General features: G+C 40.7%; 19 protein-coding genes and 4 pseudogenes. 8 read left to right on the top strand and 15 right to left on the bottom strand.

Annotation, left to right across the window (positions count from 1 at the left end; translation table 11 throughout):
* Nucleotides 1-194 precede the first annotated feature (194 nt).
* The 10 genes from leuS to JCM10596_RS13710 all read right to left on the bottom strand — a co-directional run bounded on the left by leuS (nt 195) and on the right by JCM10596_RS13710 (nt 8,444).
* Complete coding sequence (leuS, locus tag JCM10596_RS13755) at nt 195-2,633, bottom strand: leucine--tRNA ligase (RefSeq protein WP_025027624.1); 2,439 nt, start codon at nt 2,631-2,633, stop codon at nt 195-197.
* Nucleotides 2,634-2,669: 36 nt separating this feature from the next.
* The gene (locus JCM10596_RS13750) at nt 2,670-3,410 is read right to left on the bottom strand and encodes a class I SAM-dependent DNA methyltransferase (RefSeq protein ID WP_025027623.1); all 741 of its coding nucleotides are present in this window, start codon (nt 3,408-3,410) and stop codon (nt 2,670-2,672) included.
* A complete protein-coding gene (locus JCM10596_RS13745) occupies nt 3,407-4,273 on the bottom strand; it encodes a CvfB family protein (protein WP_025027622.1) in 867 nt (288 codons plus the stop codon). Before JCM10596_RS13745 ends, JCM10596_RS13750 begins: the two co-directional genes overlap by 4 nt.
* A complete protein-coding gene (gene rsfS, locus JCM10596_RS13740; protein ID WP_025027621.1) occupies nt 4,273-4,620 on the bottom strand; it encodes a ribosome silencing factor in 348 nt (115 codons plus the stop codon). Before rsfS ends, JCM10596_RS13745 begins: the two co-directional genes overlap by 1 nt.
* Nucleotides 4,621-4,653: 33 nt before the next feature.
* Nucleotides 4,654-5,235 carry a bis(5'-nucleosyl)-tetraphosphatase (symmetrical) YqeK gene (gene yqeK, locus JCM10596_RS13735; RefSeq protein WP_025027620.1) on the bottom strand — a complete coding sequence of 194 codons (582 nt, stop codon included), beginning with the start codon at nt 5,233-5,235 and terminating at the stop codon, nt 4,654-4,656.
* 20 nt (nt 5,236-5,255) lie between these two features.
* Nucleotides 5,256-5,546 (bottom strand): ribosome assembly RNA-binding protein YhbY, encoded by a 291-nt coding sequence (gene yhbY / locus JCM10596_RS13730; protein ID WP_025027619.1) that lies wholly within the window; start codon nt 5,544-5,546, stop codon nt 5,256-5,258.
* Nucleotides 5,547-5,551: 5 nt separating this feature from the next.
* Entirely contained in the window at nt 5,552-6,421 is an 870-nt protein-coding gene (gene aroE / locus JCM10596_RS13725) for a shikimate dehydrogenase (protein ID WP_025027618.1), read from the bottom strand.
* A 38-nt stretch (nt 6,422-6,459) separates the two neighbouring features.
* Nucleotides 6,460-7,593, bottom strand: a complete 1,134-nt coding sequence (gene yqeH, locus JCM10596_RS13720) for a ribosome biogenesis GTPase YqeH (protein ID WP_234410512.1) — start codon at nt 7,591-7,593, stop codon at nt 6,460-6,462.
* 19 nt (nt 7,594-7,612) lie between these two features.
* Nucleotides 7,613-8,128, bottom strand: coding sequence for a YqeG family HAD IIIA-type phosphatase (locus JCM10596_RS13715; RefSeq protein ID WP_025027616.1), 516 nt, complete (start codon nt 8,126-8,128; stop codon nt 7,613-7,615).
* Between the two features lie 97 nt (nt 8,129-8,225).
* On the bottom strand, nt 8,226-8,444 hold the full coding sequence (locus JCM10596_RS13710) for a hypothetical protein (RefSeq protein WP_025027615.1): 219 nt from the start codon (nt 8,442-8,444) through the stop codon (nt 8,226-8,228).
* Nucleotides 8,445-8,721: 277 nt separating this feature from the next.
* On the opposite strand from JCM10596_RS13710, the pseudogene JCM10596_RS25585 reads away from it, so the two are divergent.
* From JCM10596_RS25585 to JCM10596_RS27990, 8 genes and pseudogenes are all read left to right on the top strand, one after another.
* Nucleotides 8,722-11,131, top strand: a pseudogene (locus tag JCM10596_RS25585) (Na+/H+ antiporter subunit A).
* Nucleotides 11,128-11,550 carry a Na(+)/H(+) antiporter subunit B gene (locus JCM10596_RS13695; RefSeq protein ID WP_025027614.1) on the top strand — a complete coding sequence of 141 codons (423 nt, stop codon included), beginning with the start codon at nt 11,128-11,130 and terminating at the stop codon, nt 11,548-11,550. Before JCM10596_RS25585 ends, JCM10596_RS13695 begins: the two are co-directional and overlap by 4 nt.
* A complete protein-coding gene (locus tag JCM10596_RS13690; RefSeq protein WP_025027613.1) occupies nt 11,550-11,903 on the top strand; it encodes a Na(+)/H(+) antiporter subunit C in 354 nt (117 codons plus the stop codon). The genes JCM10596_RS13695 and JCM10596_RS13690 overlap by 1 nt, the downstream gene beginning before the upstream one ends.
* Nucleotides 11,896-13,401, top strand: a complete 1,506-nt coding sequence (locus tag JCM10596_RS13685; RefSeq protein WP_025027612.1) for a Na+/H+ antiporter subunit D — start codon at nt 11,896-11,898, stop codon at nt 13,399-13,401. The genes JCM10596_RS13690 and JCM10596_RS13685 overlap by 8 nt, the downstream gene beginning before the upstream one ends.
* A gap of 7 nt (nt 13,402-13,408) precedes the next feature.
* Nucleotides 13,409-13,885, top strand: coding sequence for a Na+/H+ antiporter subunit E (locus JCM10596_RS13680; protein WP_025027611.1), 477 nt, complete (start codon nt 13,409-13,411; stop codon nt 13,883-13,885).
* Complete coding sequence (locus JCM10596_RS13675) at nt 13,885-14,169, top strand: Na(+)/H(+) antiporter subunit F1 (RefSeq protein ID WP_025027610.1); 285 nt, start codon at nt 13,885-13,887, stop codon at nt 14,167-14,169. Before JCM10596_RS13680 ends, JCM10596_RS13675 begins: the two co-directional genes overlap by 1 nt.
* Complete coding sequence (locus JCM10596_RS13670; RefSeq protein WP_025027609.1) at nt 14,147-14,524, top strand: Na+/H+ antiporter subunit G; 378 nt, start codon at nt 14,147-14,149, stop codon at nt 14,522-14,524. Before JCM10596_RS13675 ends, JCM10596_RS13670 begins: the two co-directional genes overlap by 23 nt.
* Nucleotides 14,525-14,779: 255 nt before the next feature.
* Nucleotides 14,780-15,628, top strand: a complete 849-nt coding sequence (locus JCM10596_RS27990; protein ID WP_025027608.1) for a GGDEF domain-containing protein — start codon at nt 14,780-14,782, stop codon at nt 15,626-15,628.
* Nucleotides 15,629-15,760: 132 nt separating this feature from the next.
* Here JCM10596_RS27990 and nikC read toward each other — a convergent pair.
* From nikC to JCM10596_RS13640, 5 genes and pseudogenes are all read right to left on the bottom strand, one after another.
* Nucleotides 15,761-16,676 (bottom strand): annotated as a pseudogene (gene nikC, locus JCM10596_RS25575) (nickel transporter permease).
* A 15-nt stretch (nt 16,677-16,691) separates the two neighbouring features.
* Nucleotides 16,692-17,692: pseudogene (locus JCM10596_RS25570) on the bottom strand (ABC transporter permease).
* A 101-nt stretch (nt 17,693-17,793) separates the two neighbouring features.
* Complete coding sequence (locus tag JCM10596_RS13650; RefSeq protein ID WP_025027607.1) at nt 17,794-19,458, bottom strand: ABC transporter substrate-binding protein; 1,665 nt, start codon at nt 19,456-19,458, stop codon at nt 17,794-17,796.
* A gap of 55 nt (nt 19,459-19,513) precedes the next feature.
* A pseudogene (locus JCM10596_RS25565) lies at nt 19,514-20,481 on the bottom strand (ABC transporter ATP-binding protein).
* Nucleotides 20,478-21,467 carry an ABC transporter ATP-binding protein gene (locus tag JCM10596_RS13640; protein ID WP_025027606.1) on the bottom strand — a complete coding sequence of 330 codons (990 nt, stop codon included), beginning with the start codon at nt 21,465-21,467 and terminating at the stop codon, nt 20,478-20,480. The pseudogene JCM10596_RS25565 and the gene JCM10596_RS13640 overlap by 4 nt, the downstream one beginning before the upstream one ends.
* Nucleotides 21,468-21,755 lie beyond the last annotated feature (288 nt).

The raw sequence follows: 21,755 nt of genomic DNA, 5'->3' as shown, positions 1-21,755 counted from the left end.
CTAACTGACAATTCAAATAATGGCAAATAAAAACAGACAATTCGGTAGATATCTAGTCTTCCTAAGCTGTTTTTGTAATCTAGCAGATCAATTCCCACGATCAGGTATTCTATACTCTACAGAATTCTACAGAAAAAATAAAATTCCTCTATCCTTTATGGATATTTCTGCTAATATGTTTTTAAATTTATCTTCTAAACGACAATGTTCACTAATTTACCAGGAACCACGATGATTTTTCTAATGGTTCGCCCTGCTATTTCTGCTTGAACCTGACCCTGCTTTAAAACAAACTCTTCTAACTCTTCTTTGGATAAATCAGCAGCAACCTGCATACGCAATTTAATTTTTCCACTAAATTGGACCGCAATCTCCACTTCATTCTCCACTAGTTTAGACTCGTCGTGGACAGGCCATGCCTCAAAAGTAACCGTTCCTGTTTTCCCTAACACTTGCCATAATTCCTCAGCAATATGAGGAGCAATAGGAGAAAGCATCTTGACAAAATCAATGATCGATCCTTTAGGAATGGTTTCCTGCTTGTTGGCTTCATTGACAAAAACCATCAATTGGCTAATCGCTGTGTTGAAACGGAGGTTTTCCATATCCTCGGTCACTTTTTTAATCGTTTGATGCCAGACACGAGTAAATTCTTCACTTCCTTCAGCTTCTTGAATCGTCTTAGAAAGCTGTCCTTCTTCATCAACGATCAAGCGCCATACTCGATTTAAGAAGCGATGGGCTCCATCTACACCAGATGTATTCCAAGGCTTGGTTGCTTCTAATGGTCCCATGAACATCTCATACACTCGTAATGTATCTGTTCCATGAGAAGAGATAACATCATCTGGATTAACTACATTCCCCTTTGATTTACTCATTTTTTCATTATTTTCACCAAGAATCATCCCTTGGTTAACTAATTTATGGAACGGCTCCTTCGTTGATACGACACCTAAATCATAGAGCACTTTATGCCAAAAGCGAGCGTATAACAGATGCAGAACAGCATGCTCAGCCCCACCAATATAGAGGTCAACCGGCAGCCATTCTTTTTGTTTATCTGGCGCGCATAAGGCTTCATTATTATGGGGATCTATAAAACGAATATAATACCAACAGCTTCCTGCCCATTGAGGCATGGTGTTGGTTTCTCTTCGCGCTTTCAATCCTGTTTCTGGATCGATTGTATTCACCCATTCTGTAATATTGGCTAGTGGAGATTCACCAGTGCCTGAAGGTTTAATTTGATCCACATCAGGGAGCGTTAAAGGCAATTCACTCTCAGGAACTGGCTTCATTGTGCCATCCTCCAGATGAAGAATCGGAATAGGCTCGCCCCAATATCTTTGACGGCTGAAAAGCCAATCTCTTAGACGATAAGTTACCTTTTTGGTTCCTTTCCCTTCTTGCTCAAGCCACTCTATCATTTTGGTGATCGCTTCTTTGTTATGCAGACCATTTAAAAAATCTGAGTTCACATGTGGACCATCCCCTGTATAGGCTTGGGTTTGGATAGGGATATCTGTTGAACCTTGAACTACTTCGATAATTGGCAATTGAAAAACAGTGGCAAATTCATGATCTCTCTCATCATGTCCTGGAACTGCCATAATCGCTCCTGTACCATAATTCACCAGGACATAGTCAGCGATCCAAATCTGCATCTTTTGTCCGTTAACGGGATTGATAGCATACGCTCCTGTAAAGACTCCTGTTTTTTCCTTCGCCAAATCGGTTCTTTCCAAATCATTCTTTCGCGCAGTTGCCTCTTGATACGCCTGCACCTTTTCCTTTTGCTCAGGAGTTGTGATTTGTTCTACAAATGGATGCTCTGGAGCAAGAACGCAATAAGTAGCACCAAATAAGGTGTCTGGACGGGTCGTAAACACTTCTAGTTGTTCAGAGTGACCCTCAATCTCAAAACGTACTTCTGCCCCTTCAGAACGCCCAATCCAATTCCGTTGCATATCTTTAATGCTTTCATCCCAATCAAGCTCTTCTAAGTCTTCTAAGAGTCGATCTGCATAGGCTGTAATCTTCAGCATCCATTGCCTCATTGGCTTACGAATAACAGGGTGACTTCCGCGTTCACTCTTGCCATCGATTACTTCCTCATTAGCAAGAACTGTCCCTAATGCCGGACACCAATTGACAGGTACTTCAGCTACATAAGCAAGTCCTCTATTAAACAATTGAAGAAAGATCCACTGTGTCCATTTGTAGTAGTTAGGGTCTGTCGTACTAATTTCTCGATCCCAATCGTAAGAAAAGCCCAGTGATTTTAATTGTCTGCGATAATTATCGATATTTTTAAACGTGATATCTCGCGGGTGCTCTCCTGTATCTAACGCATGTTGTTCAGCAGGTAAGCCAAAAGCATCCCAGCCCATTGGATGTAGGACGTTATAGCCCTGTAATCGTTTATAACGGGCAACAATATCACTTCCTGTGTATCCCTCCACATGTCCTACATGGAGTCCCGCGCCTGAGGGATAAGGAAACATATCAAGAACATAAAACTTTGGCTTCCCCGTGCCGTCTTCTACTTGGAAAGTCTTATTTTCTTCCCAGTATTGTTGCCATTTCTTTTCAATTGCCTGTGCATTATACCCTGTAAAGGTTTTTGTCATGCCTGATTCCTCCTACGTCTGTCTTTTTCAAATTTGCTATTTTTTTGCTACAAAAAATAATCGTTCACTACTCTCTACGGGTATATCATGTGTGAAATCAGCAGATACCTGCAATATCTCAAAACCAACCTGTAGTAACATCTCTTTTAGTTTTTCCTCATGATATGCTTTTTGTTGGTGGAATTCGTCAAATCGTTCATATTTTCCATCCGATTGTTGAACAAAAAAACTAAGCTCATGATCAACCACTTGCTCTTCTTGATCATAGTAGCATTGCCACAGGTAGGTTAAGGGAGCGTCCAGCACCCCGTAAGTATTCTGAGCATAAATATGTTCCATCTTAAATAAGGAGTGGCAATCAAAGAGAAAAAGCCCTCCCTCTTCTAAGTGGTTATAGATATTTTGAAAAGTAGCTAGAATGAGCTTTTCTTCTAAAATATAATTGATTGAATCACAAAAACATAGAATCGTATCCACGGTACTGGGGAGAGAAAGCTGGGTCATATCCTGATGGACCCAATGAACACTCACTCCCGCTTCCTGACTTTTATGCTGTGCTACGGCTAGCATGTCCTCCGATAGATCCACTCCGATCACTTGAAGCCCTTTTTGAGCCAAGGGAATGGAGATGGCACCTGTTCCACATCCTACATCTAAAATACTTCGTGGATGATGATGAAACTTCTCCAGCACTTGTTCAAAAAAATCAAGCCATTGATCATAAGGTGCATCCTGCATTAATGTATCGTATAGATAAGCAAATTTTTGGTAGCTCATTCTTTCTCTTTTAAATAGGTCCAGCCCTCTTCTTGGTAGGCCCTTTTCTCCTTCATTAGCTTGCCTAAAGCCCTCTTAAAGGCTGCTTTGCTTAATTGAAATTTCTCCATGATAATATCGGGAGAGGTTTTGTCCGAATAAGGCATAGAGCCACCACGCCCTTGCATGTATTCTACTATTTTTTCACTATCCATATCCATAGCATCATGTTTGAGCGGCTTTGTCGAAGCATTCATCCGCCCATCCTCACGAATATAGGTCACACGAACCTTAAGTTCTTGCCCTAATCTTACAGGTGAAGCCATTTCGCTGTGAGGTAAGAAGAGCAAGTACCCTTCCCCTGTAATCAGGAAGGCTCCATCTGGAAATTGTTTGTAGACGGTCCCTACTAAGCTTTGGTTTTTAAGCTCCTCCGTGCCAGGAGTAAAGTCCGCTGTCAAAAATTCGGTTCTCGCCATTTTAGCCAGCATTCTTCCTTGTTTGTCATGTGTCAGCTCCACAAACAGATGATCTCCAAGACGTGGCCATTCACTGCGCTCCTCGGGAAGCTCGCTATAAGGCAATAAGAGATCACGACGAAGCTCTTGATCCAGAAATACGCCTAGTCTTGGGTTGATATCGATCACTCTTAACCAAGAAGCTTCTCCATAGACTAAGGCAGCACGATGCATTGTTGCCGAAAGACGATTTTGATGATCGTGATAAAGGTACACTTCTAATTTCTCACCGATCGTTAATTCATCTGTCTTCATCTCTGCTATGTGAAGTAAGATATCTTCGTATCCATCGGTCAAAAAATAGCCAAACTCGACTTTTCGTGCAACCTCAAGTTCTACATAGGTCCCCGCCATCAATTTGGACATTACGCTTCACCAACCTCGATTCTTAATCCATCCGCCCATAGCTTCTCTAAGTTATAGTACTCTCTTTCCTCACGGTGAAAGACATGGATGACAATATCTCCTATATCAATCAATACCCATCTTGCTTCATCGAAGCCTTCCATGGGTTTGGGGTCTAATCCCATTTTCCATGATTTCTCACGCACTTCTCTGGCAATGGCTTGAACCTGTGTTTCAGAATTTCCATGACAGATCACAAAATAATCTGCTACTACAGATAAGCCTTGAATATCTAGGACCACTGGATTTTGTCCTTTTTTATCATCTATAGCATCTACTACTGTTTTTAGCATTTGCTTTACTTCCATTCTTGTTCCCCCTTGTGCAACATTATGTCCCTTTTAGTTTGTCCTTTTTTCCTTCTTTTCACCTGTTAAAGAGAGGTAAGCCCCTCTAGTCAGGGGATAGATAACCTGCCCCTTTTTTTCCAGGAAACGCATCGTATTTTCCAACGATTTTGCTAGTGCTTGGTCCAAATCCAGCATAGCTAATTCCCTGACCTCATCTACGCCCGGAAAATGTCTGCCCGGTTCAATATAATCTGCCAAACAAACCACTTTTTCTAAGACACTCATCTGTGGGCGACCTGTTGTATGGTATGCAATAGCATCTAAAATCTCTGGGTCCTTAATCCCCACTTCATGTTCGACTAGATAAGCTCCTACGGGTGCATGATACAATTCTTTATCATATTCAAGCAAATCAAGAGGAATGGAAGGTACGTTACGAATGATCTCCTCCATCTCTTGAATATCTCTAAATTTAGCATAGTCATGAAAAATAGCCGCCACTTCCGCTTTCTGTACATCCGCTCCATAGATCTTAGCTAACTGAATCGCACATTCCATGACACCTAATGTATGCTGATAGCGGTGTGCAGTGATCTGCTCTCGCACGATCCCCAACATTTCTTCTCGATTCATTTCCCCATACTCCTCTTAAATTAAGGCAATTCAATTTGCTTATTTTCTCTTGATTCCTTATATAAGACAATGGTTTTCCCGATTACTTGGACCAATTCGGCCTGCGCCCCCTCAGCTAATTCCTGAGCGACCTCATCCTTATCTTGATCACAATTTTGCAATACAGAAACCTTAATTAATTCTCTGACTTCTAGAACATCTTCTATATGCTTAATTAAATTCTCATTCACTCCACCTTTACCGACTTGAAAAATAGGATCAAGATGATGAGCTAATGAACGTAAATGCCTTTTTTGTTTTCCTGTTAACACTTGGGTTAACCTCCTTGTTGTAAATGGTTTAATACCGCTTCTTTCATTTGTTTAATGGGAGCCTTCTGTCCCGTAAACAGCTCAAAGGCCAATGCCCCTTGATAGATAAACATACCTAGACCCGTGTGGATCTTAGCACCTCTTCGCTCAGCTTCAGCTAGAAAAGCAGTCTTTAGCGGATTATAGACGATATCACTGACGATTGTATTTGGTGCCAATAACTCTAACTGAATCGGAGTTTCTTCAACCTTAGGCCACATACCAACCGGTGTCGTATTAATAAGTAATGAAAAAGCAGGAAGCTTTTCCTCTACAGACTCCCAAGGGAGTGCTTCTACTTTTCCTAATAAGGTGTTTTCCGCTATGTAAGCTTCAAGCTGCCTGACTAGCTCTATGGCTTTTTCTTGATTACGATTACTGACAAAGATCCTTGAACAGCCTTGCTTCAATAAATAAACAGCAATCCCTTTTGCTGCTCCTCCAGCTCCAAGTATAAGGGCGGTTGTCGAAGATAATACAATTCCAGTTTCAGCGATAAGTGATTGTACATACCCTGCTCCATCTGTATTATATCCTTTTAACAGACCATTTTCCTCTCTGACAATGGTATTGACCGCTCCAATTAATCGAGCTTCAGCATCTACCTCATCGAGCAATGGAAGAACTTTTTCCTTTAATGGGATGGATACATTCACTCCTCCAATATGAAGAAGCCTCATTGCTTCTATGGCTTGCTCAATGGCTTCAGGTGGGATATCAAATGCTTGGTAGTAATAAGGAAGCTCTAAATAAGAAAATGCCGTATTATGCATCAAGGGCGACATGCTATGATGAACCGGATGTGCATAAATACCGAATAACTTACTCTCCTTCACTATGCTCTCTCTCCTCTCTCTATCTACTCATCTCTCTATCATTTAAATAAGTGCCTGCGGATACTTACGGATACTCCTTTAGGAGCATAGGCATCAACGATCGCACCTGATCCTTTCAGTGTGACCCAGCCCAGTCCAGAAAAAACGATATCAGTAGCCTGATTCGGTATCTTAAATGAATGCTTAACCATTTGAGGCCAGTGCTCTAAGCTAGCTCCTGAAGGCGGGGATAGCAGTTCTCCTAGATGCTGTTGATAAAGATCATCGGCTTTTTCCAGCTTTGTCCGATGAATGGTCAACAAATTAGACATGTAGCAGACAAAGGATTGATGCTCACCTTTGACAAAATCTAAGCGTGATAATCCACCAAAAAATAAGGTTTGTTCCGCATTTAATTGAAACACCTTCGATTTAATTGGTTTCTGAGGTGAGATGATCTTTAGTTCCTTTTCCGATACATAGTGCGCCATTTGATCCCGATTGATGATTCCTGGAGTATCAAATAAGGCTTTTCCATCTTCAAGTGGGATATCGATTAAATCTAGAGTGGTCCCCGGAAAGCGAGAGGTGGTCACGAATTGATCCTCACTTAAGCCAATATTTTTTAGGATACGGTTAATAAATGTGGATTTTCCTACATTCGTAGCCCCTACTACAAAAACATTTTCTCCTCTTCGATAATGATCGATCGCTTCCATTAATTCAGGTATTTGAATTCCCTTCGCCGCACTGCAAAGCATCACATCTATAGGCTTTAGCCCTAATTCTTTTGCTGATTGCTGCATCCAATTCTTCATTCGGCTCAGATTAATATTTTTAGGTAGAAGGTCCACTTTATTTCCTACTAAGAGAATAGGATTGTTTCCCACAAATCGAGGTAAGCCTTTTAACCAACTCCCATTGAAATCAAACATATCTACAATTTTGACAACAAGTCCTTTTGATTCTCCAATCTTATGTAAAATCTTCAAAAAATCATCGTCTGTCATTTCCACTGGTGTAATCTCATTATAATGCGTAATCTTGAAACAGCGCTGACAGGTTAGTACCTCTTTTTCTAAAGCGGAGGCGGGTATGTATCCGATTTGATCCTTATCTGCTGTTTGTAAGTGAACACCACAGCCTGCACAGACCATCTCCTCTTGATTCACATGATCCATTGTTTTTTCCATGTTGTTTTTCTACACCTCTCTAATCTTCCCAAGTTATCATGCCGCGTTTTCTCATAAAATGAAGAGCGATTCGTTCTAAGCGCCGGTTGAAGCGGGTCAGAAAGCCATCGCTTTGAGCGACAGGGACAACCAAAATCGTATACAAATCTAAGCGATTGCCTCCTAATACATCGGTAAATAACTGATCCCCTATAACCACAACTTCATGTGGTTGTAGGTTCATTCTTTTTTGGGCTTCTTTAAACGCTTTATGAAATGGCTTTCTGGCACCTGGGATAAATGGAAGTCCTAAAGGCTCTGAAAAAGCAGCTACTCTAGCTGAATTATTGTTAGACACAATCATTAGCTTAAATCCTTCTTCTTGTACTTTCTTCAACCATTCAGCTAATTTAGGTGTGGCTAAGGGTCTGTCCCACTCAATGAGAGTATTATCTAGATCCGTAATAATCCCCTTTACTCCACGCTTCTTTAGGGCTTCCAGATCTATATCATAAATTGAATCCACATGCAGGTCCGGTAAAAGCTTTTTTAACATCAGTCCACTCCTCTCATCTCTTATTAGGAATAATACCATATTTTTTTGTAAAGATAAAAAACATCCAACGTATTGGATGCTTCTTGATCTGCTCCTATCAGTTTTTAATGATACGAATATATTCTCTAGGCTTGAATGGCTCATTGAGTTGTTCATATAGCGGATCGCCTTCTTGTAGAATTCTCACCTTAGAAGGATCCTCAGGATGACGATATTCTAAATACTCGATTGGACGATCTACTTGCAGATGAAGAAGCCATGCCCCGATAAACATACCAGCAAAAATACTTAATGAAACTCCAATTTTCTTTCTCAATGAACCCACCCCCTTTTTTGATTAGGATGGTGATTTTTAGGGAAGATTATACATGTTCCGTATTTATTTTGAAAAATATAATAAAAAAATTTTTCCTTATTTTTCATCATTTCTTCCTATTTAATAAAACTATGACAAAAAGTGAAATTTCATTTGAAACCAGATTTCATCAGATGCAAGCTCTAGAATTTTGTTATATAATTTTAGAGTGTTCAGAGTTGTATACACAACTAATCCTATCGATAAGTAGAGATTTAGAAAAAAGGAGGTCAAAATTTTGTCGTTATTACATCTAGTGGTCCTAGCACCCTTCATATTAGCCCTTATCGTTCCATTTTTGTATAAGTATTTTCGTCAAATACATACAGGATGGTTTGTCCTGATTCTACCGGTCATTCTTTTTTCTTATTTGATTCAGCAGATCAGTCGGGTGGCTTCAGGGGACCCTATTAAAGCTTCGATTCCTTGGATTCCATCGTTTGACATTCATTACACGGTTTATCTAGACGGACTAGGATTATTATTTAGCTTACTCATTACTGGAATAGGAGCTCTTGTTGTTCTGTATTCCATCTACTATCTGTCTAAAGAAAAAGAGGCTCTTAACAGTTTCTATGTGTACCTCCTGATGTTCATGGGTGCCATGCTAGGAGTCGTGTTATCCGATAACCTTATCGTTTTATATGTGTTCTGGGAATTTACCAGTCTTGCTTCTTTTCTATTGATTGCTTACTGGTATCAAAGAGAAAAATCGCGCTATGGTGCCCAAAAATCGATGCTGATTACCGTATTTGGGGGCTTTTCTATGTTGGCAGGCTTTGTCCTGCTCTATCTTATGACAGGAAGCTTCAGTATTCGCGAGATTATTGAGCAAGTAAGTCTGATCCAAGATCATACTCTCTTTATCCCAGCTTTACTTCTTATCCTGCTCGGTGCCTTTACAAAATCAGCTCAGTTTCCTTTTCATATCTGGCTGCCTGATGCGATGGAAGCACCAACACCTGTCAGTGCGTATCTCCATTCGGCAACGATGGTTAAAGCAGGGATTTATTTAGTCGCGAGAATGACTCCTGTATTTGGTGGAACAGCAGAATGGTTCTGGTTGGTTGCTGGCTTTGGCTTAGTCACTCTATTCTGGGGTTCGTTCTCTGCCGTCAAACAAACGGATTTAAAATCAATATTAGCCTTCTCTACAATCAGTCAATTAGGATTAATTATGTGTTTACTCGGACTAGGTTCCGCCTCTCTGTACTATGGCTCTACTACCGACGCTATGTATACCACAGCGACCCTAGCTGCCATCTTTCACTTAATTAATCATGCTACCTTTAAGGGAGCCTTATTTATGGTGGTCGGAATTGTTGACCATGAAACAGGGACAAGGGATATTCGTAAACTGGGAGGCTTAATGAGCCTGATGCCTGTTACCTTCACCCTTGCTATCATTGGATCCGCCTCTATGGCTGGACTTCCTCCTTTTAACGGCTTTTTAAGTAAGGAACTCTTTTTTACAGGGGTGCTGAATGCCTCTAAACTAGATATTTTTGATATGAGTACATGGGGGATGCTTTTCCCTGTAATTGCATGGCTTGCCAGTATTTTTACTTTTATTTATAGTACCGTTTTAGTAACAAAAACGTTCTTAGGAAAATATCAGCCTGAGAAGCTTGAAACGACGCCACATGAGGCACCTATTGGGATGCTGGTTTCACCAGTTATCTTAGTTTCACTTGTCGTGATATTTGGCTTCTTTCCCAACCTGCTGTCTTATACTTTAATTGAGCCAGCTATGGTATCCATCTTGCCATTGATCGAAGGTCACTACCAAGTTGATATCTATTTCTGGCATGGCTTTACAGCCGAATTATTCATGACCATGGGAGTTATTGCTCTCGGAGTCCTGCTGTATCTTGGTCTTAGCAAATGGCAGGGAATCTATAATCTATTCCCGCAAAAGCTTGCGCTCAATTATTTCTACGATCAGGGACTTGTGTCATTAGAAAGAGGATCTAAAAGGTTTAATAGCCTTTATATGACTGGATATATACGTGATTATTTAGTCTATATCTTCACCTTCTTTATCCTTGTTATCGGCGGTTATATGTATCGGCTAGGTGTCTTTTAACTTTGATCTCGCTACAGCCTTTGCCCATTCTGCTGAGATCGGTATGTATGAACTCATCCTAGCGATCGTGACCATCATTGCCGCTATTTTTATCCTGTTTACCAATTCGAGGTTAACCGCTATTATTGCTGTCGGAGTTGTAGGATACATTGTGGCATTGTTCTTTGTCATCTTCAGAGCACCTGACCTTGCGCTGACTCAGTTGATCGTAGAAACGGTTTCTGTCGCTTTGTTCTTATTATGTTTCTACCATCTACCGAAGCTGAAAAAAGAGCTTACTCGGGTGAAATTCAAATTGACTAATGCCATTATTGCCATTGGTGTAGGAATAACGGTAACTATGATTGCTTTATCTGCCCATTCGACCCGCTTGTATCAGCCGATTTCTGAGTGGTTTGTGGAAGCAAGCTATCCTCTTGCGGGCGGAAAAAATATGGTTAACGTGATTTTAGTTGACTTCCGAGGCTTTGATACCATGTTAGAGGTTGTTGTGCTGGGAATTGCAGCACTAGGTGTTTTTGCATTGATCAAACTACGATTAGCTAGGAGGGATGTATCATGAAAATAAATGATGTCATCCTACAAACAGTAACAAAAGCTGTATCTTTTATTATTCTCACTTTCTCTGTCTTTCTTTTCTTTGCAGGGCATAACAATCCGGGAGGCGGTTTCATCGGAGGACTGATGACAGCCTCAGGACTTGTCCTGTTATACCTAGCTTATGATATAGAGACGATGAAAAGTGTGATTCCTATTGATTACAAAAAGCTTGCTGCAGTAGGATTATTCCTTGCTGTAGCGACAGGGATTGGTTCCTTTCTATTCAAAGTACCCTTCCTTTCTCATACATTCGCTTACAAATACTTACCGATTCTAGGTAAAACAGAGCTAGCGACTGTTCTGATTTTTGACCTTGGGGTTTATTTTACTGTCATTGGAGTTACGATGACCATTATTCTAACTATTGGGGAGGATGAATAATGGAAATAATAATGTCCCTTGTAGTTGGGGTTCTATTTACTGTAGGAGTCTACTTAATCTTAACGAAAAGCTTACTCCGTATCATTCTAGGAACAGCGATTTTAAGTCATGGTGCCCACCTTCTGTTATTAACGATGGCAGGTCTGAAAACAGGAAACCCTCCACTATTACCTGACGATCTATCAGGAGGAAATGTAGGAGCTTATACAGATCCACTTCCTCAAGCCTTGATTTTAACAGCGATCGTTATCAGTTTTGGAGTAACCGCCTTTTTCTTTGTACTTGCTTATCGGGCTTATAAAGAACTGGGAACGGATGATATGGATCAATTAAGGGGAAATGATGATGAATAATCTACTGATATTACCACTAATCATACCGCTTCTAACAGGAATCATCTTGATTCTATTTCGTGAGCAGATTAAAGTACAGAAATGGCTGAGTGCTATTGCCATGATCCTCACCATAGGAGTTTCGATCCAATTAGTCCAAACTGTTTCTCTCAAAGGGATACAAACGCTAAGATTGGGAGGATGGGAGCCGCCTTTTGGTATCATTCTGGTTGCTGATATGTTTGCTGCCTTACTTGTCGCTACAGCCTCTATTGTAGGCTTATGCTGTATCTTATTTGCTTTTCGTTCCATAGGTATCGAACGAGAGAGGTTTTATTTTTATCCCTTCATGCTATTCCTCATAACAGGAGTAAGCGGATCTTTCTTAACAGGAGATATTTTCAACCTTTTTGTATGTTTTGAAGTGATGCTCATTTCCTCTTATGTTTTGATTGTATTAGGTGGAACAAAGGAACAATTACGTGAATCACTAAAATATGTTTTGATCAACATTGTTTCCTCTATCTTTTTTGTCATCTCGGTTGCCTATCTATATGCAGTCACCGGTACACTCAACATGGCGGATTTATCACTTATTGTTTCTGAAATCATGACACAAGCTACAAGTGGTCAGCAGGGACTTGTTCTGATCATTGCCCTCTTGTTCTTGTTTGTCTTTAGTTTGAAAGCTGGATTATTTTTGTACTTTTGGTTGCCGGGCTCTTACAGTGCTCCTCCAACCGCTATTGCAGCTATTTTTGGTGGGTTATTAACCAAAGTAGGGGTTTATGCGATTTTCCGAACCTTTTCCCTTATCTTCTATCAGCAGCCGGAAATTACGCATCAATTGATCGCCTGGCTCGCTGGAATGACCATGATTATTGGTGTCTTAGGAGCTGTAGCTCATTGGGATGTGCGTAAGATTCTTGCCTATAATGTTGTTGCTGCTGTTGGTTTTATCATGTTTGGCTTTGCTATTTTTACCACCGTCGCTATAGAAGGGGCTATCTTTTATCTCATTCACGATATGATTGTCAAGGCTCTGCTCTTCCTCCTTGGGGGTGCCATGATTGCTATAGCCGGTACCAGCAATCTAAAAGAGATGGGTGGGTTAATTAAGAATCACCCAGGATTAGGCTGGATGTTCTTCATCGCTGCTCTAGCCTTAGCAGGAGTTCCTCCTTTAAGCGGCTTTATTGGTAAGCTCTTGATCATTCAAGGAGGTCTAGATGCTGGGTTCTACTGGCTAACAGGAATCAGCCTCCTATCGAGTCTATTGATTTTATACTCTGTGATAAAAATATTCATGAATGGCTTCTGGCGCGAACAGAAATTACGCAGAGAAGAGGAGAAGGCTTCGTTTAAAGGACTTGCTCTTCCTTGTGCATTGCTTATCCTTCTATCCATTGCACTTGGTCTGGGAGCAGAATGGGTATATGGAGACTATATTTCGGAGGCAGCACATACACTTATGAATCCTTCTATTTATATTGATGCTGTATCACCGGTAAAGGAGTAGATAGCAAATGCCATTTCAAATACTTTTAAATCTCCTAATTGCGTTCGTCTGGATGTTCTTAAATAATAGCTGGGCAGCCAATACTTTTATTGCAGGTTACCTCATTGGATTAGGATTGATCTTCTTACTTAGAAGGTTTATTCCTACTCCCTTCTACCTCAAAAAACTATGGGCGATCCTTGCCCTTATATTACTTTTTCTAAAGGAGCTTATTCTCTCAAATTTTGCTGTGATGAAGCTTATTTTACAGCCAAAGTTAACGATGAAGCCTGGAATTATTGCTTTACCTACTGAACTAACAAGGGATTGGGAAATTTCTACACTCGCCTGTTTAATCACCTTAACCCCTGGTACGGTAACGGTTGATCTTTCCTTAGAAGGAGATGTCCTCTATATCCATGCGATGGATATACAAGATGCCGAAGAAGTAATAGCACAGATCAAGAATACATTTGAAAAAGCCATATTGGAGGTGAGTCGATAGTGTTAGAAACGGTTCTTTTTATATCACTTATCATTCTGTCTATCTCCATCTTTGCCTGCTTATATCGGGTCATCAAAGGACCTTCGATGCCCGATCGAGTCATAGCTCTGGACTCCATTGGCATTCATATCATCGGCTTTGTTGGAATCCTTTCTATTATGTTTAACACCCATGCGTATATGGAAGTCATTCTTTTGATAGGGATTCTTGCCTTTATTGGGACGATTTCCTTTTCTAAGTTCCTTGAAAGGGGTGTCGTGATTGAACATAAACGAAATAACTAGTTGGATTGTTTCCTTTCTTATTTTGGTCGGTTCCCTGTTAAGCTTACTTAGTGCCTTTGGCATTCTGCGCTTGCCTGATGTTTATACAAGATCTCACGCAGCGACAAAAGCAGCTACACTTGGCGTTATTTGTATCCTCTCAGGTGCTTTTCTCTATTTTTGGGTTTTCCAAGGATATGTGAGTGCAAGACTGCTTTTAGGAATACTTTTCGTCTTTGTGACAGCGCCAGTAGCGGGGCATTTGATTTGCCGAGCCGCCTATCGCTCAAAGGTTCCATTGTGGGAAAAGAGTGTACAGGATGATCTAAAAAAAGTTCTAACGAAGGAAGACTATCAACATCAAGCTGAAAATTGATAAAGTAGGATTCCATCAGATGGAGTTTTTACTACACCTGATGCTCAGAACGTGATAAACTGTGAAAAAACGTCCCTATTGTAGAGGACGTTTTTTCAATATTATTTCAAGATCGCTGAATCTTGTTACTCTTAACAATTGAGAATATTTTTCACTTTAGGTATTTCATTCAATCTGAATACTATGTATAATATATATATTCTATGAACTTCGACAAATCTAGATCCGTTCTATGATAAGAAGCAGGTGATCTTGATGAGTAATAAAAATCATTTATATCTGTTTACCATAATTAGTTCTCTTATCCCCCTACTCATTTTATTTCTATGGGAGGAGACACATACAAACTCTTCGATCTGGTTCCTCTTTTTGGTACCAGCTATTTGTATGATTACCCTTTATCCCTATTGGAAGATTGTTTTTATAACAACAGTCTTCTTAACGGGATTCAAGTATCTTTTTTTCGCTCTTCACTACCAAGGGCAATTAGATCATCGGGTAGGTATTGATCTGTTCTTCAGCTTATTGATTTATGCCGTATTAATCTATGTGATCGCTTTTTTTCGCATTCAAGGTCATCGAGCCGAAGAAAAATTAGAAAATTTGGCGAATCTAGACCCGTTAACCGGTTTGTATAACCGCAGATATTTTGATCGCTATATTCGCAGCGTATTAGAGGAACATCGACAATCTGGACAATCCCTTATCCTTTTAGCGCTAGATATCGATCATTTTAAACAGTTAAATGATAATTTTGGTCATCAATTTGGTGATGAGGTTCTTCGGAAGTTAAGCTTTATCATTTCAGAATGTGTCAGAGAGTCAGACACGGTTGTCCGAATGGGGGGAGAAGAATTTATTATTATCCTACCTAAGATTTCAGAGAATGATGGGTATAAAATTGCGGAAAGGATTCGTCAAACAGTTGAACGCTTCCCTTTCATGTATCAACGAAATGCTCACTACATCACTGTCAGTATCGGTCTTACTCGCTTTGACCAATCAGATACATCCTCCATTCTCTACTGTAAAGCAGATGAAGCGCTATATGAAGCCAAACAAACGGGTCGAAACAAAGTAGTCATCTATAACAAAACGGCTTAGTTTGTTCCTATGTCCACCGATGTCCACCGGTGTCCATCAGAAAAAAACCTGTACCTGTCGTTTCCTTTGAAACTAGGAGCCATCGACAAATACAGGTTTTTTTAGCATCGTATGTTATTGACACTCTTTGATTTAATTTTTCATCTTAGGATCAAGTGCATCTCTTAAACCATCTCCGATCAAATTAAATCCTAAAACAATCAACATGATTGAAAAGCCAGGGAACAAGACTGTCCATGGCGCACTTTGGATGAAGGCCCTTGAATCCGAGAGCATTTTCCCCCATTCAGGATTAGGAGGTTGTGCTCCCATTCCTAAGAATCCTAAGGCTGCCGCTTCTAAGATAGCGGTACCAAAGCCTAATGTAGCTTGGACAATAATAGGAGCCAAACTATTAGGTAGTACATGATGAAGAATAATTCGCCCATGCTTCATCCCCTGAGCTCTAGCCGCCATAATAAATTCCTCTTCTTTTAAGCTCAGTACCTTGGAGCGAACTAATCTACCAAACACAGGAATATTAACGATGGCTATGGCAATCAAGGCATTCCTTAATGATGGACCAAGAATCGCTACAATCGCGATCGCTAATAAAATACTAGGAAAAGCTAGCATAATATCAAAAATCCGTGAGATGGTTAAATCAATCCAACGACCGTAATAGCCCGCAACGACTCCTAAGAATGTTCCCACAATGAGGGAGCCTGTAACCGCAAAGAACCCCACCCAGCAGAGAAATTCTCGCTCCATAAATAATTCGAGTAAAAATATCTCGTCCAAAATCATCTGTCCCGAACCAGTGATCTGCTGATGGAGCTTGTAGCCGATTCACTAGATCAACCTCATCATAAGAGTAAGAGGTCATCCAAGGAGCAAGGAGCGCAATCAAGATAAAGAACAAAATAATTCCTGCCCCAACGATCGCTAATTTATTCTTCTTTAAATTTCTATATGCATCTCGCCAAGGGGAAACCACTTCATCATTTTGCTTGATTGGAGGCTGTTTTGGAGAGAGATTGGGATTAGAGTCGACTTTCACTGATTCCATATCATTCACCTCTCATCAATATTTGATCCTCGGATCAACATAAGCATATAATAAATCGACTACTAAATTGACTAGAACGAAAATAGTTGCCACGACTAAGATCCCAGATTGTATAACAGGATAATCTCTATTTCCGATCGCTTCAAAAATATAACGGCCCATTCCTGGCCAACTAAAAATCGTTTCCGTTAATATGGCTCCCCCTAATAACGTCCCCGTCTGTAACCCCACTACGGTAAGAACAGGAATTAAAGCATTTTTCAACCCGTGCTTATAAATGACGAAAAATTGATGAGTCCCTTTGGCTTTAGCAGTACGAATATAATCTGAACGCAACACCTCAAGCATACTCGAACGAGTCATCCGGCAATGATCGCCATAGGAATTGTACCAAGGGCAATTCCCGGAAGGATTAAATGCTTTATACTTCCCCAAAATTGATCCACTCGACCTGACAAAAGAGAATCAATTAAGTATAGATGAGTGACAATTTCCACTGGATCTCTTGCATTCTCTCGTCCAAAAGCAGGCAACCAGCCTAGCTCCTGAGCAAAAATCCACTGTTCAACCAAGGCTAACCAGAAAATCGGCATCGACACCCCTACTAGCGCTATGATCATGCTTGTATAGTCAAACCAGGAATTTTGCTTCCAGGCACTAACTATCCCAGCATTGACTCCCACGATAATGGCAAAAATCATACTAAAGATGGTGAGCTCTACCGTCGCAGCTAAAAAAGGGCGCATTTCTTCTGAAATAGGTGATTTCGTTCGAAGCGATGTTCCTAGGTCCCCTGTGAGCAAGCCTTTAACATATAAGCCGTACTGAACTATGTATGGTTTATCTAACCCTAGGTTTCTTTCTAATTCCTCTATAGCAGCAGGGGTTGCTTGCTCTCCTAAGATTGTATGAGCTGGATTTCCTGGAATTAAGTGAATGATAGAAAATGTAATCAGTGACATCCCAATCAAAACAGGGATTAGTAACAGCAAACGACGAATTGTATACGCAAGCAAGGTTTCACCTCAATTCTACTGAGAAGCTTATTTTTTTAAAAGAGGTAGTAGAGCCTCTCTCTACTACCCTGTATTCATTCATCTTTTATTCATTTCATCTTCTATTCATCTGCTAAATCTACTTGTGCTAAAGACTCGGAGGTTGATGGATGAGGAACATAGTTCTTCACTTTGCTGCTTCCAGCTAAAACAGGTGTATTGTGAACCAGTGGAATCCAAGGCGCATCTTCATGAATAAGAGCGAGAGCCTGTTTATACAATTGATCCCGTTCATTTTGATCTGTTAAGCCAACCGCTTTTGTGAAGATATTGGATACTTCTTCATTGGCATAGAAGGAACGGTTCCCCCCTGGAATCGCATTCTTGCTTAATAGATTATTCACAAAGTAGTCAGGATCTCCATTCGTTCCAGACCAGCCTAGCATATAGACATCCTGCTTTCCTTTCGCTGTTTCTTCAAGATAGGTCGCCCATTCCATGGAAACGATTTTGGCTGTAATGCCAACTTTAGCAAAGTCTGCTTGAAGTGCCTCAGCTGCTTTTTGAGGATCAGGCATATATGGTCTTGCTACAGGCATTGTCCATAAATCAAATTCAAAGCCATTGGGGTAGCCTGCTTCCGCTAGAAGAGCTTTGGCTTTTTCTACATCATACGTATACTCTTCTATTGCATCATTGTATCCAAGATAGCCAGGTGGGAGTGCTCCCTTTGCTCTCACTGCAAGATTACTATACAGCCCTGCAATTAGAGCATCCTTGTTCACAGCATGATTCATCGCGATACGCACCTTCGGATTATCGAATGGGGCTTTTTCTACGTTAAATCCAAGATAGCCTACGTTGTTCGCGGCACGCTGGTGTAGAACAAGCGAGGCATCTCCTTCTACAACAGGGATATCATCTGGATTTAACCCATCCATAATATCTATTTGTCCCGCACGAAGAGCCGTAAATCGGGCTGCATTATCAGGAATGACTTGGAAGATGACCGTATCTAGAATAGGTAAGCCTTCCTTCCAATAGTTTGGATTTTTTACTAAAGTGATGGATTCATTTCTCTTCCATTCTTTAAACATAAACGGACCTGTCCCTACAGGATTCTCCGTAATTCTGCTGCCATACTTCTCAAAGCTGGCAGGTGAAGCAATAGCAAAGGCAGACATCGCTAAATTTTGCAGAAATGGTGCATGAGATCTGGTTAAGACAAATTCAATGGTATGATCATCGATTTTATTAATCTCCTTGATCACATGACCCTCATCCCCTTTGAATCCGCCAAATTCATTACCATAGAAGACATAAGAGAATCCTTCTTCGGCAAAATGGTACGGGTTTTCCTTGTCAGACCAACGCTCAAAATTAAAGATGACAGCATCCGCATTAAAGTCTGTTCCATCATGGAACTTAACGTCTTTTCTTAGCTCCAACACATAACGAGTTCCGTTATCTTCAATGCTCCAGCTTGTGGCTAATCCTTCTTTTACTTGAAAGGAATCTGACTCAAACTCTAATAATGACTCAAAAATCTGTTTCGTCACACGTGAGGTTTCACCATCTGTCGTACTAGCATCGTCTAGACTAACAGAATCTCCTCCACGAGCAAAAATTAAGACCTTGGGTTTGCCGCTTTCTTTCTTATCCTCTGATTGACCCTCATCTTGAGTTCCTGACTCGGAAGGATTCGTTGTTTCTTTGCCACAACCGACTAACACAGTTGAAAAGGCAAGGATCAGTACTAGAAATAATAATAAGCCCTTCTTTTTCATCACTTATTTCCCCCTTATGTAATCAATTTTCTTTATCAGAACGTGACCATCATTCTTATTCATAAAGATGACAAGCCACGAAATGACCCTCCGAAAGCTCCCTAAAAAGAGGTCTTGTTGTTTTACATATCTCCATACATGCTGAGCATCTTGTATGAAAGGCACAACCCGCTGGAGGATTTGATGGACTTGGCAGATCCCCTGTCAATAAAATTCGTTCTCTTTTATAATCAGGATCCGCGACTGGCACTGCCGAAAGTAAGGCTTGGGTATAGGGATGCTTCGGATCTTCGTACATCTTTTCTTTGGCTGCCAATTCGACCAAGCGCCCAAGGTACATCACACCCACTCTGTCACTGATATGCTTGACCACACTAAGATCATGGGCAATAAAGAGATAGGTAAGTTGATACTCCTTCTTCAGATCCTGCATCAGATTAAGTACTTGAGATTGGATGGAAACATCTAATGCAGATACAGGTTCATCAGCAATAATAAGCTTGGGATTCACAGCTAGAGCACGTGCAATTCCTATCCTTTGCCGTTGTCCTCCACTAAACTGATGAGGATATCTTTTGGCATGATAGCTGCTTAGACCGACCACCTCTAGAAGATGATGCACCTTTTCCTGTCTTTCTTTTTTATTGCCAATCCCGTGAACAATCAGTGTTCCATCATAATTTTTTCTACCGTATGCCTAGGGTTGAGAGAAGCATAGGGATCTTGAAAAACGATTTGCATATCTCGCCTTTTTTGACGCATTTCCTCTTCTCGCAGCTTGGTTATGTCCTCGCCTTCAAAATAGATGTTACCTGAAGTAGGTTCAATCAGACGCAGGATCGATCTGCCTGTAGTTGATTTCCCACAGCCGCTCTCACCAACTAAACCAAGGACCTCCCCACGCTGTACAGAAAAAGAAACATCATCCACAGCCTTTACTTCACCCTGTTTGCGCCCCAAAATGCCACCTGTAATATCAAAATACTTCTTTAAATTCTGAACTTTTAGTAGAGGAGTGCTCATCTGCTATGTCCCCCCTCCTGTTCAAAGTGAAAGCAACGACAGTGGTGTCCTGAGGTTATCTCTATGAGTTCAGGATCTTTGTTAGAACAAATGTCCAGCACTTCATCACACCTAGGGGCAAATCGGCAACCATATAGAATACTTCCAGGCTTCGGAACATTTCCGGGGATTGAAAATAACCTTTCTTCTTTTTGATGCAGTTTAGGCAAGGAGCGAATGAGTCCCTTCGTATAAGGGTGCTGTGGTTTTTTCATGATCGTTCTCACATCCCCTTCCTCCACTACCTTCCCGCCATACATCACGACGACTCGGTCACAGATTTCTGCCACCACACCTAAATCATGTGTAATCAGCATGATAGCGGTTTCATTTTCTTTGTTGAGCTGACGCATTAAGTCTAAAATCTGGGCTTGAATCGTCACATCAAGTGCAGTTGTTGGTTCATCTGCAATCAGGAGCTTGGGCTCGCAGGACATTGCCATAGCAATCATGACACGTTGTCTCATTCCTCCTGACAATTGGTGCGGATACTCGTTCACAATCTGCTCAGCTCTAGGGATTCCTACTTTTTTCAACATATTAATGGAGAGCTCCCTTGCCCTTTTTTTATTGACTTTTTTATGTATTCTGATAGTTTCGCCTATTTGATCACCTATTGTGTATACAGGGTTTAAGGAGGTCATGGGCTCTTGAAAAATCATCGCCACATCATTGCCTCGAATCGCCCTCATTTTTTTCTCCGAAAAGCGGAGTAAATTTTCATTTTTGAAAATAATCTCCCCACCTACAATTTTTCCAGGTGGATTAGGAATAAGACCCATAATGGATAATGAAGTTACACTTTTTCCACAACCCGATTCTCCTACAACCCCCAAGATCTCCCCCTCGTTAATAGAAATACTCACGTTATCTACGGCAGGAATTTCACCATTGTCAGTAAAAAAATGCGTCTGCAGATTTCTCACCTCTAGGATGGGCTGCGACATCTGGAAATCCCCCTCTCTAGTCTAAAGTTTTGAGTATAAAAAATTTCTGTCCGCGATATATATTCTACATAATAAATGGTATTCCTGCTATTTACATGACAAATTTTCTAACAAATAAAATTCTTCACTAATGTTAGGCAGGTTCCGGAGAATATTTACAAAATCATTTGTTTAAATATGGAACATTCTGCAACCTTTCTATGGGTGTTATCGTCTATAGTTAAAAGAAAAAGTAGAGACTGTAGGAGGGGGAAGATACATTATGAAAAACTAGGGCTCATCATTGCA

The sequence above is a fragment of the Caldalkalibacillus mannanilyticus JCM 10596 genome, from assembly GCF_000615945.1.
In the GTDB taxonomy this organism is placed as follows: domain Bacteria; phylum Bacillota; class Bacilli; order Caldalkalibacillales; family JCM-10596; genus Bacillus_AT; species Bacillus_AT mannanilyticus.
Note: the sequence above shows the minus strand (reverse complement) of the source record. Positions and strands in the feature narration are given on the sequence as shown.

Bases quoted from the DNA above. Each gene is read 5' to 3' on its own strand.
- JCM10596_RS13745 (WP_025027622.1), bottom strand. From the start codon at position 4,273: ATGTCCAAATTGATGGCGGGGACCTATGTAGAACTTGAGGTTGCACGA.
- JCM10596_RS13650 (WP_025027607.1), bottom strand. From the start codon at position 19,458: ATGAAAAAGAAGGGCTTATTATTATTTCTAGTACTGATCCTTGCCTTT.
- JCM10596_RS13690 (WP_025027613.1), top strand. From the start codon at position 11,550: ATGGAAATAATAATGTCCCTTGTAGTTGGGGTTCTATTTACTGTAGGA.
- JCM10596_RS13685 (WP_025027612.1), top strand. From the start codon at position 11,896: ATGAATAATCTACTGATATTACCACTAATCATACCGCTTCTAACAGGA.
- JCM10596_RS13680 (WP_025027611.1), top strand. From the start codon at position 13,409: ATGCCATTTCAAATACTTTTAAATCTCCTAATTGCGTTCGTCTGGATG.
- leuS (WP_025027624.1), bottom strand. From the start codon at position 2,633: ATGACAAAAACCTTTACAGGGTATAATGCACAGGCAATTGAAAAGAAA.
- JCM10596_RS13640 (WP_025027606.1), bottom strand. From the start codon at position 21,467: ATGTCGCAGCCCATCCTAGAGGTGAGAAATCTGCAGACGCATTTTTTT.
- yqeK (WP_025027620.1), bottom strand. From the start codon at position 5,235: ATGAATCGAGAAGAAATGTTGGGGATCGTGCGAGAGCAGATCACTGCA.
- rsfS (WP_025027621.1), bottom strand. From the start codon at position 4,620: ATGGAAGTAAAGCAAATGCTAAAAACAGTAGTAGATGCTATAGATGAT.
- JCM10596_RS13750 (WP_025027623.1), bottom strand. From the start codon at position 3,410: ATGAGCTACCAAAAATTTGCTTATCTATACGATACATTAATGCAGGAT.
- JCM10596_RS13715 (WP_025027616.1), bottom strand. From the start codon at position 8,128: ATGTTAAAAAAGCTTTTACCGGACCTGCATGTGGATTCAATTTATGAT.
- yqeH (WP_234410512.1), bottom strand. From the start codon at position 7,593: ATGGAAAAAACAATGGATCATGTGAATCAAGAGGAGATGGTCTGTGCA.
- JCM10596_RS27990 (WP_025027608.1), top strand. From the start codon at position 14,780: ATGAGTAATAAAAATCATTTATATCTGTTTACCATAATTAGTTCTCTT.
- JCM10596_RS13695 (WP_025027614.1), top strand. From the start codon at position 11,128: ATGAAAATAAATGATGTCATCCTACAAACAGTAACAAAAGCTGTATCT.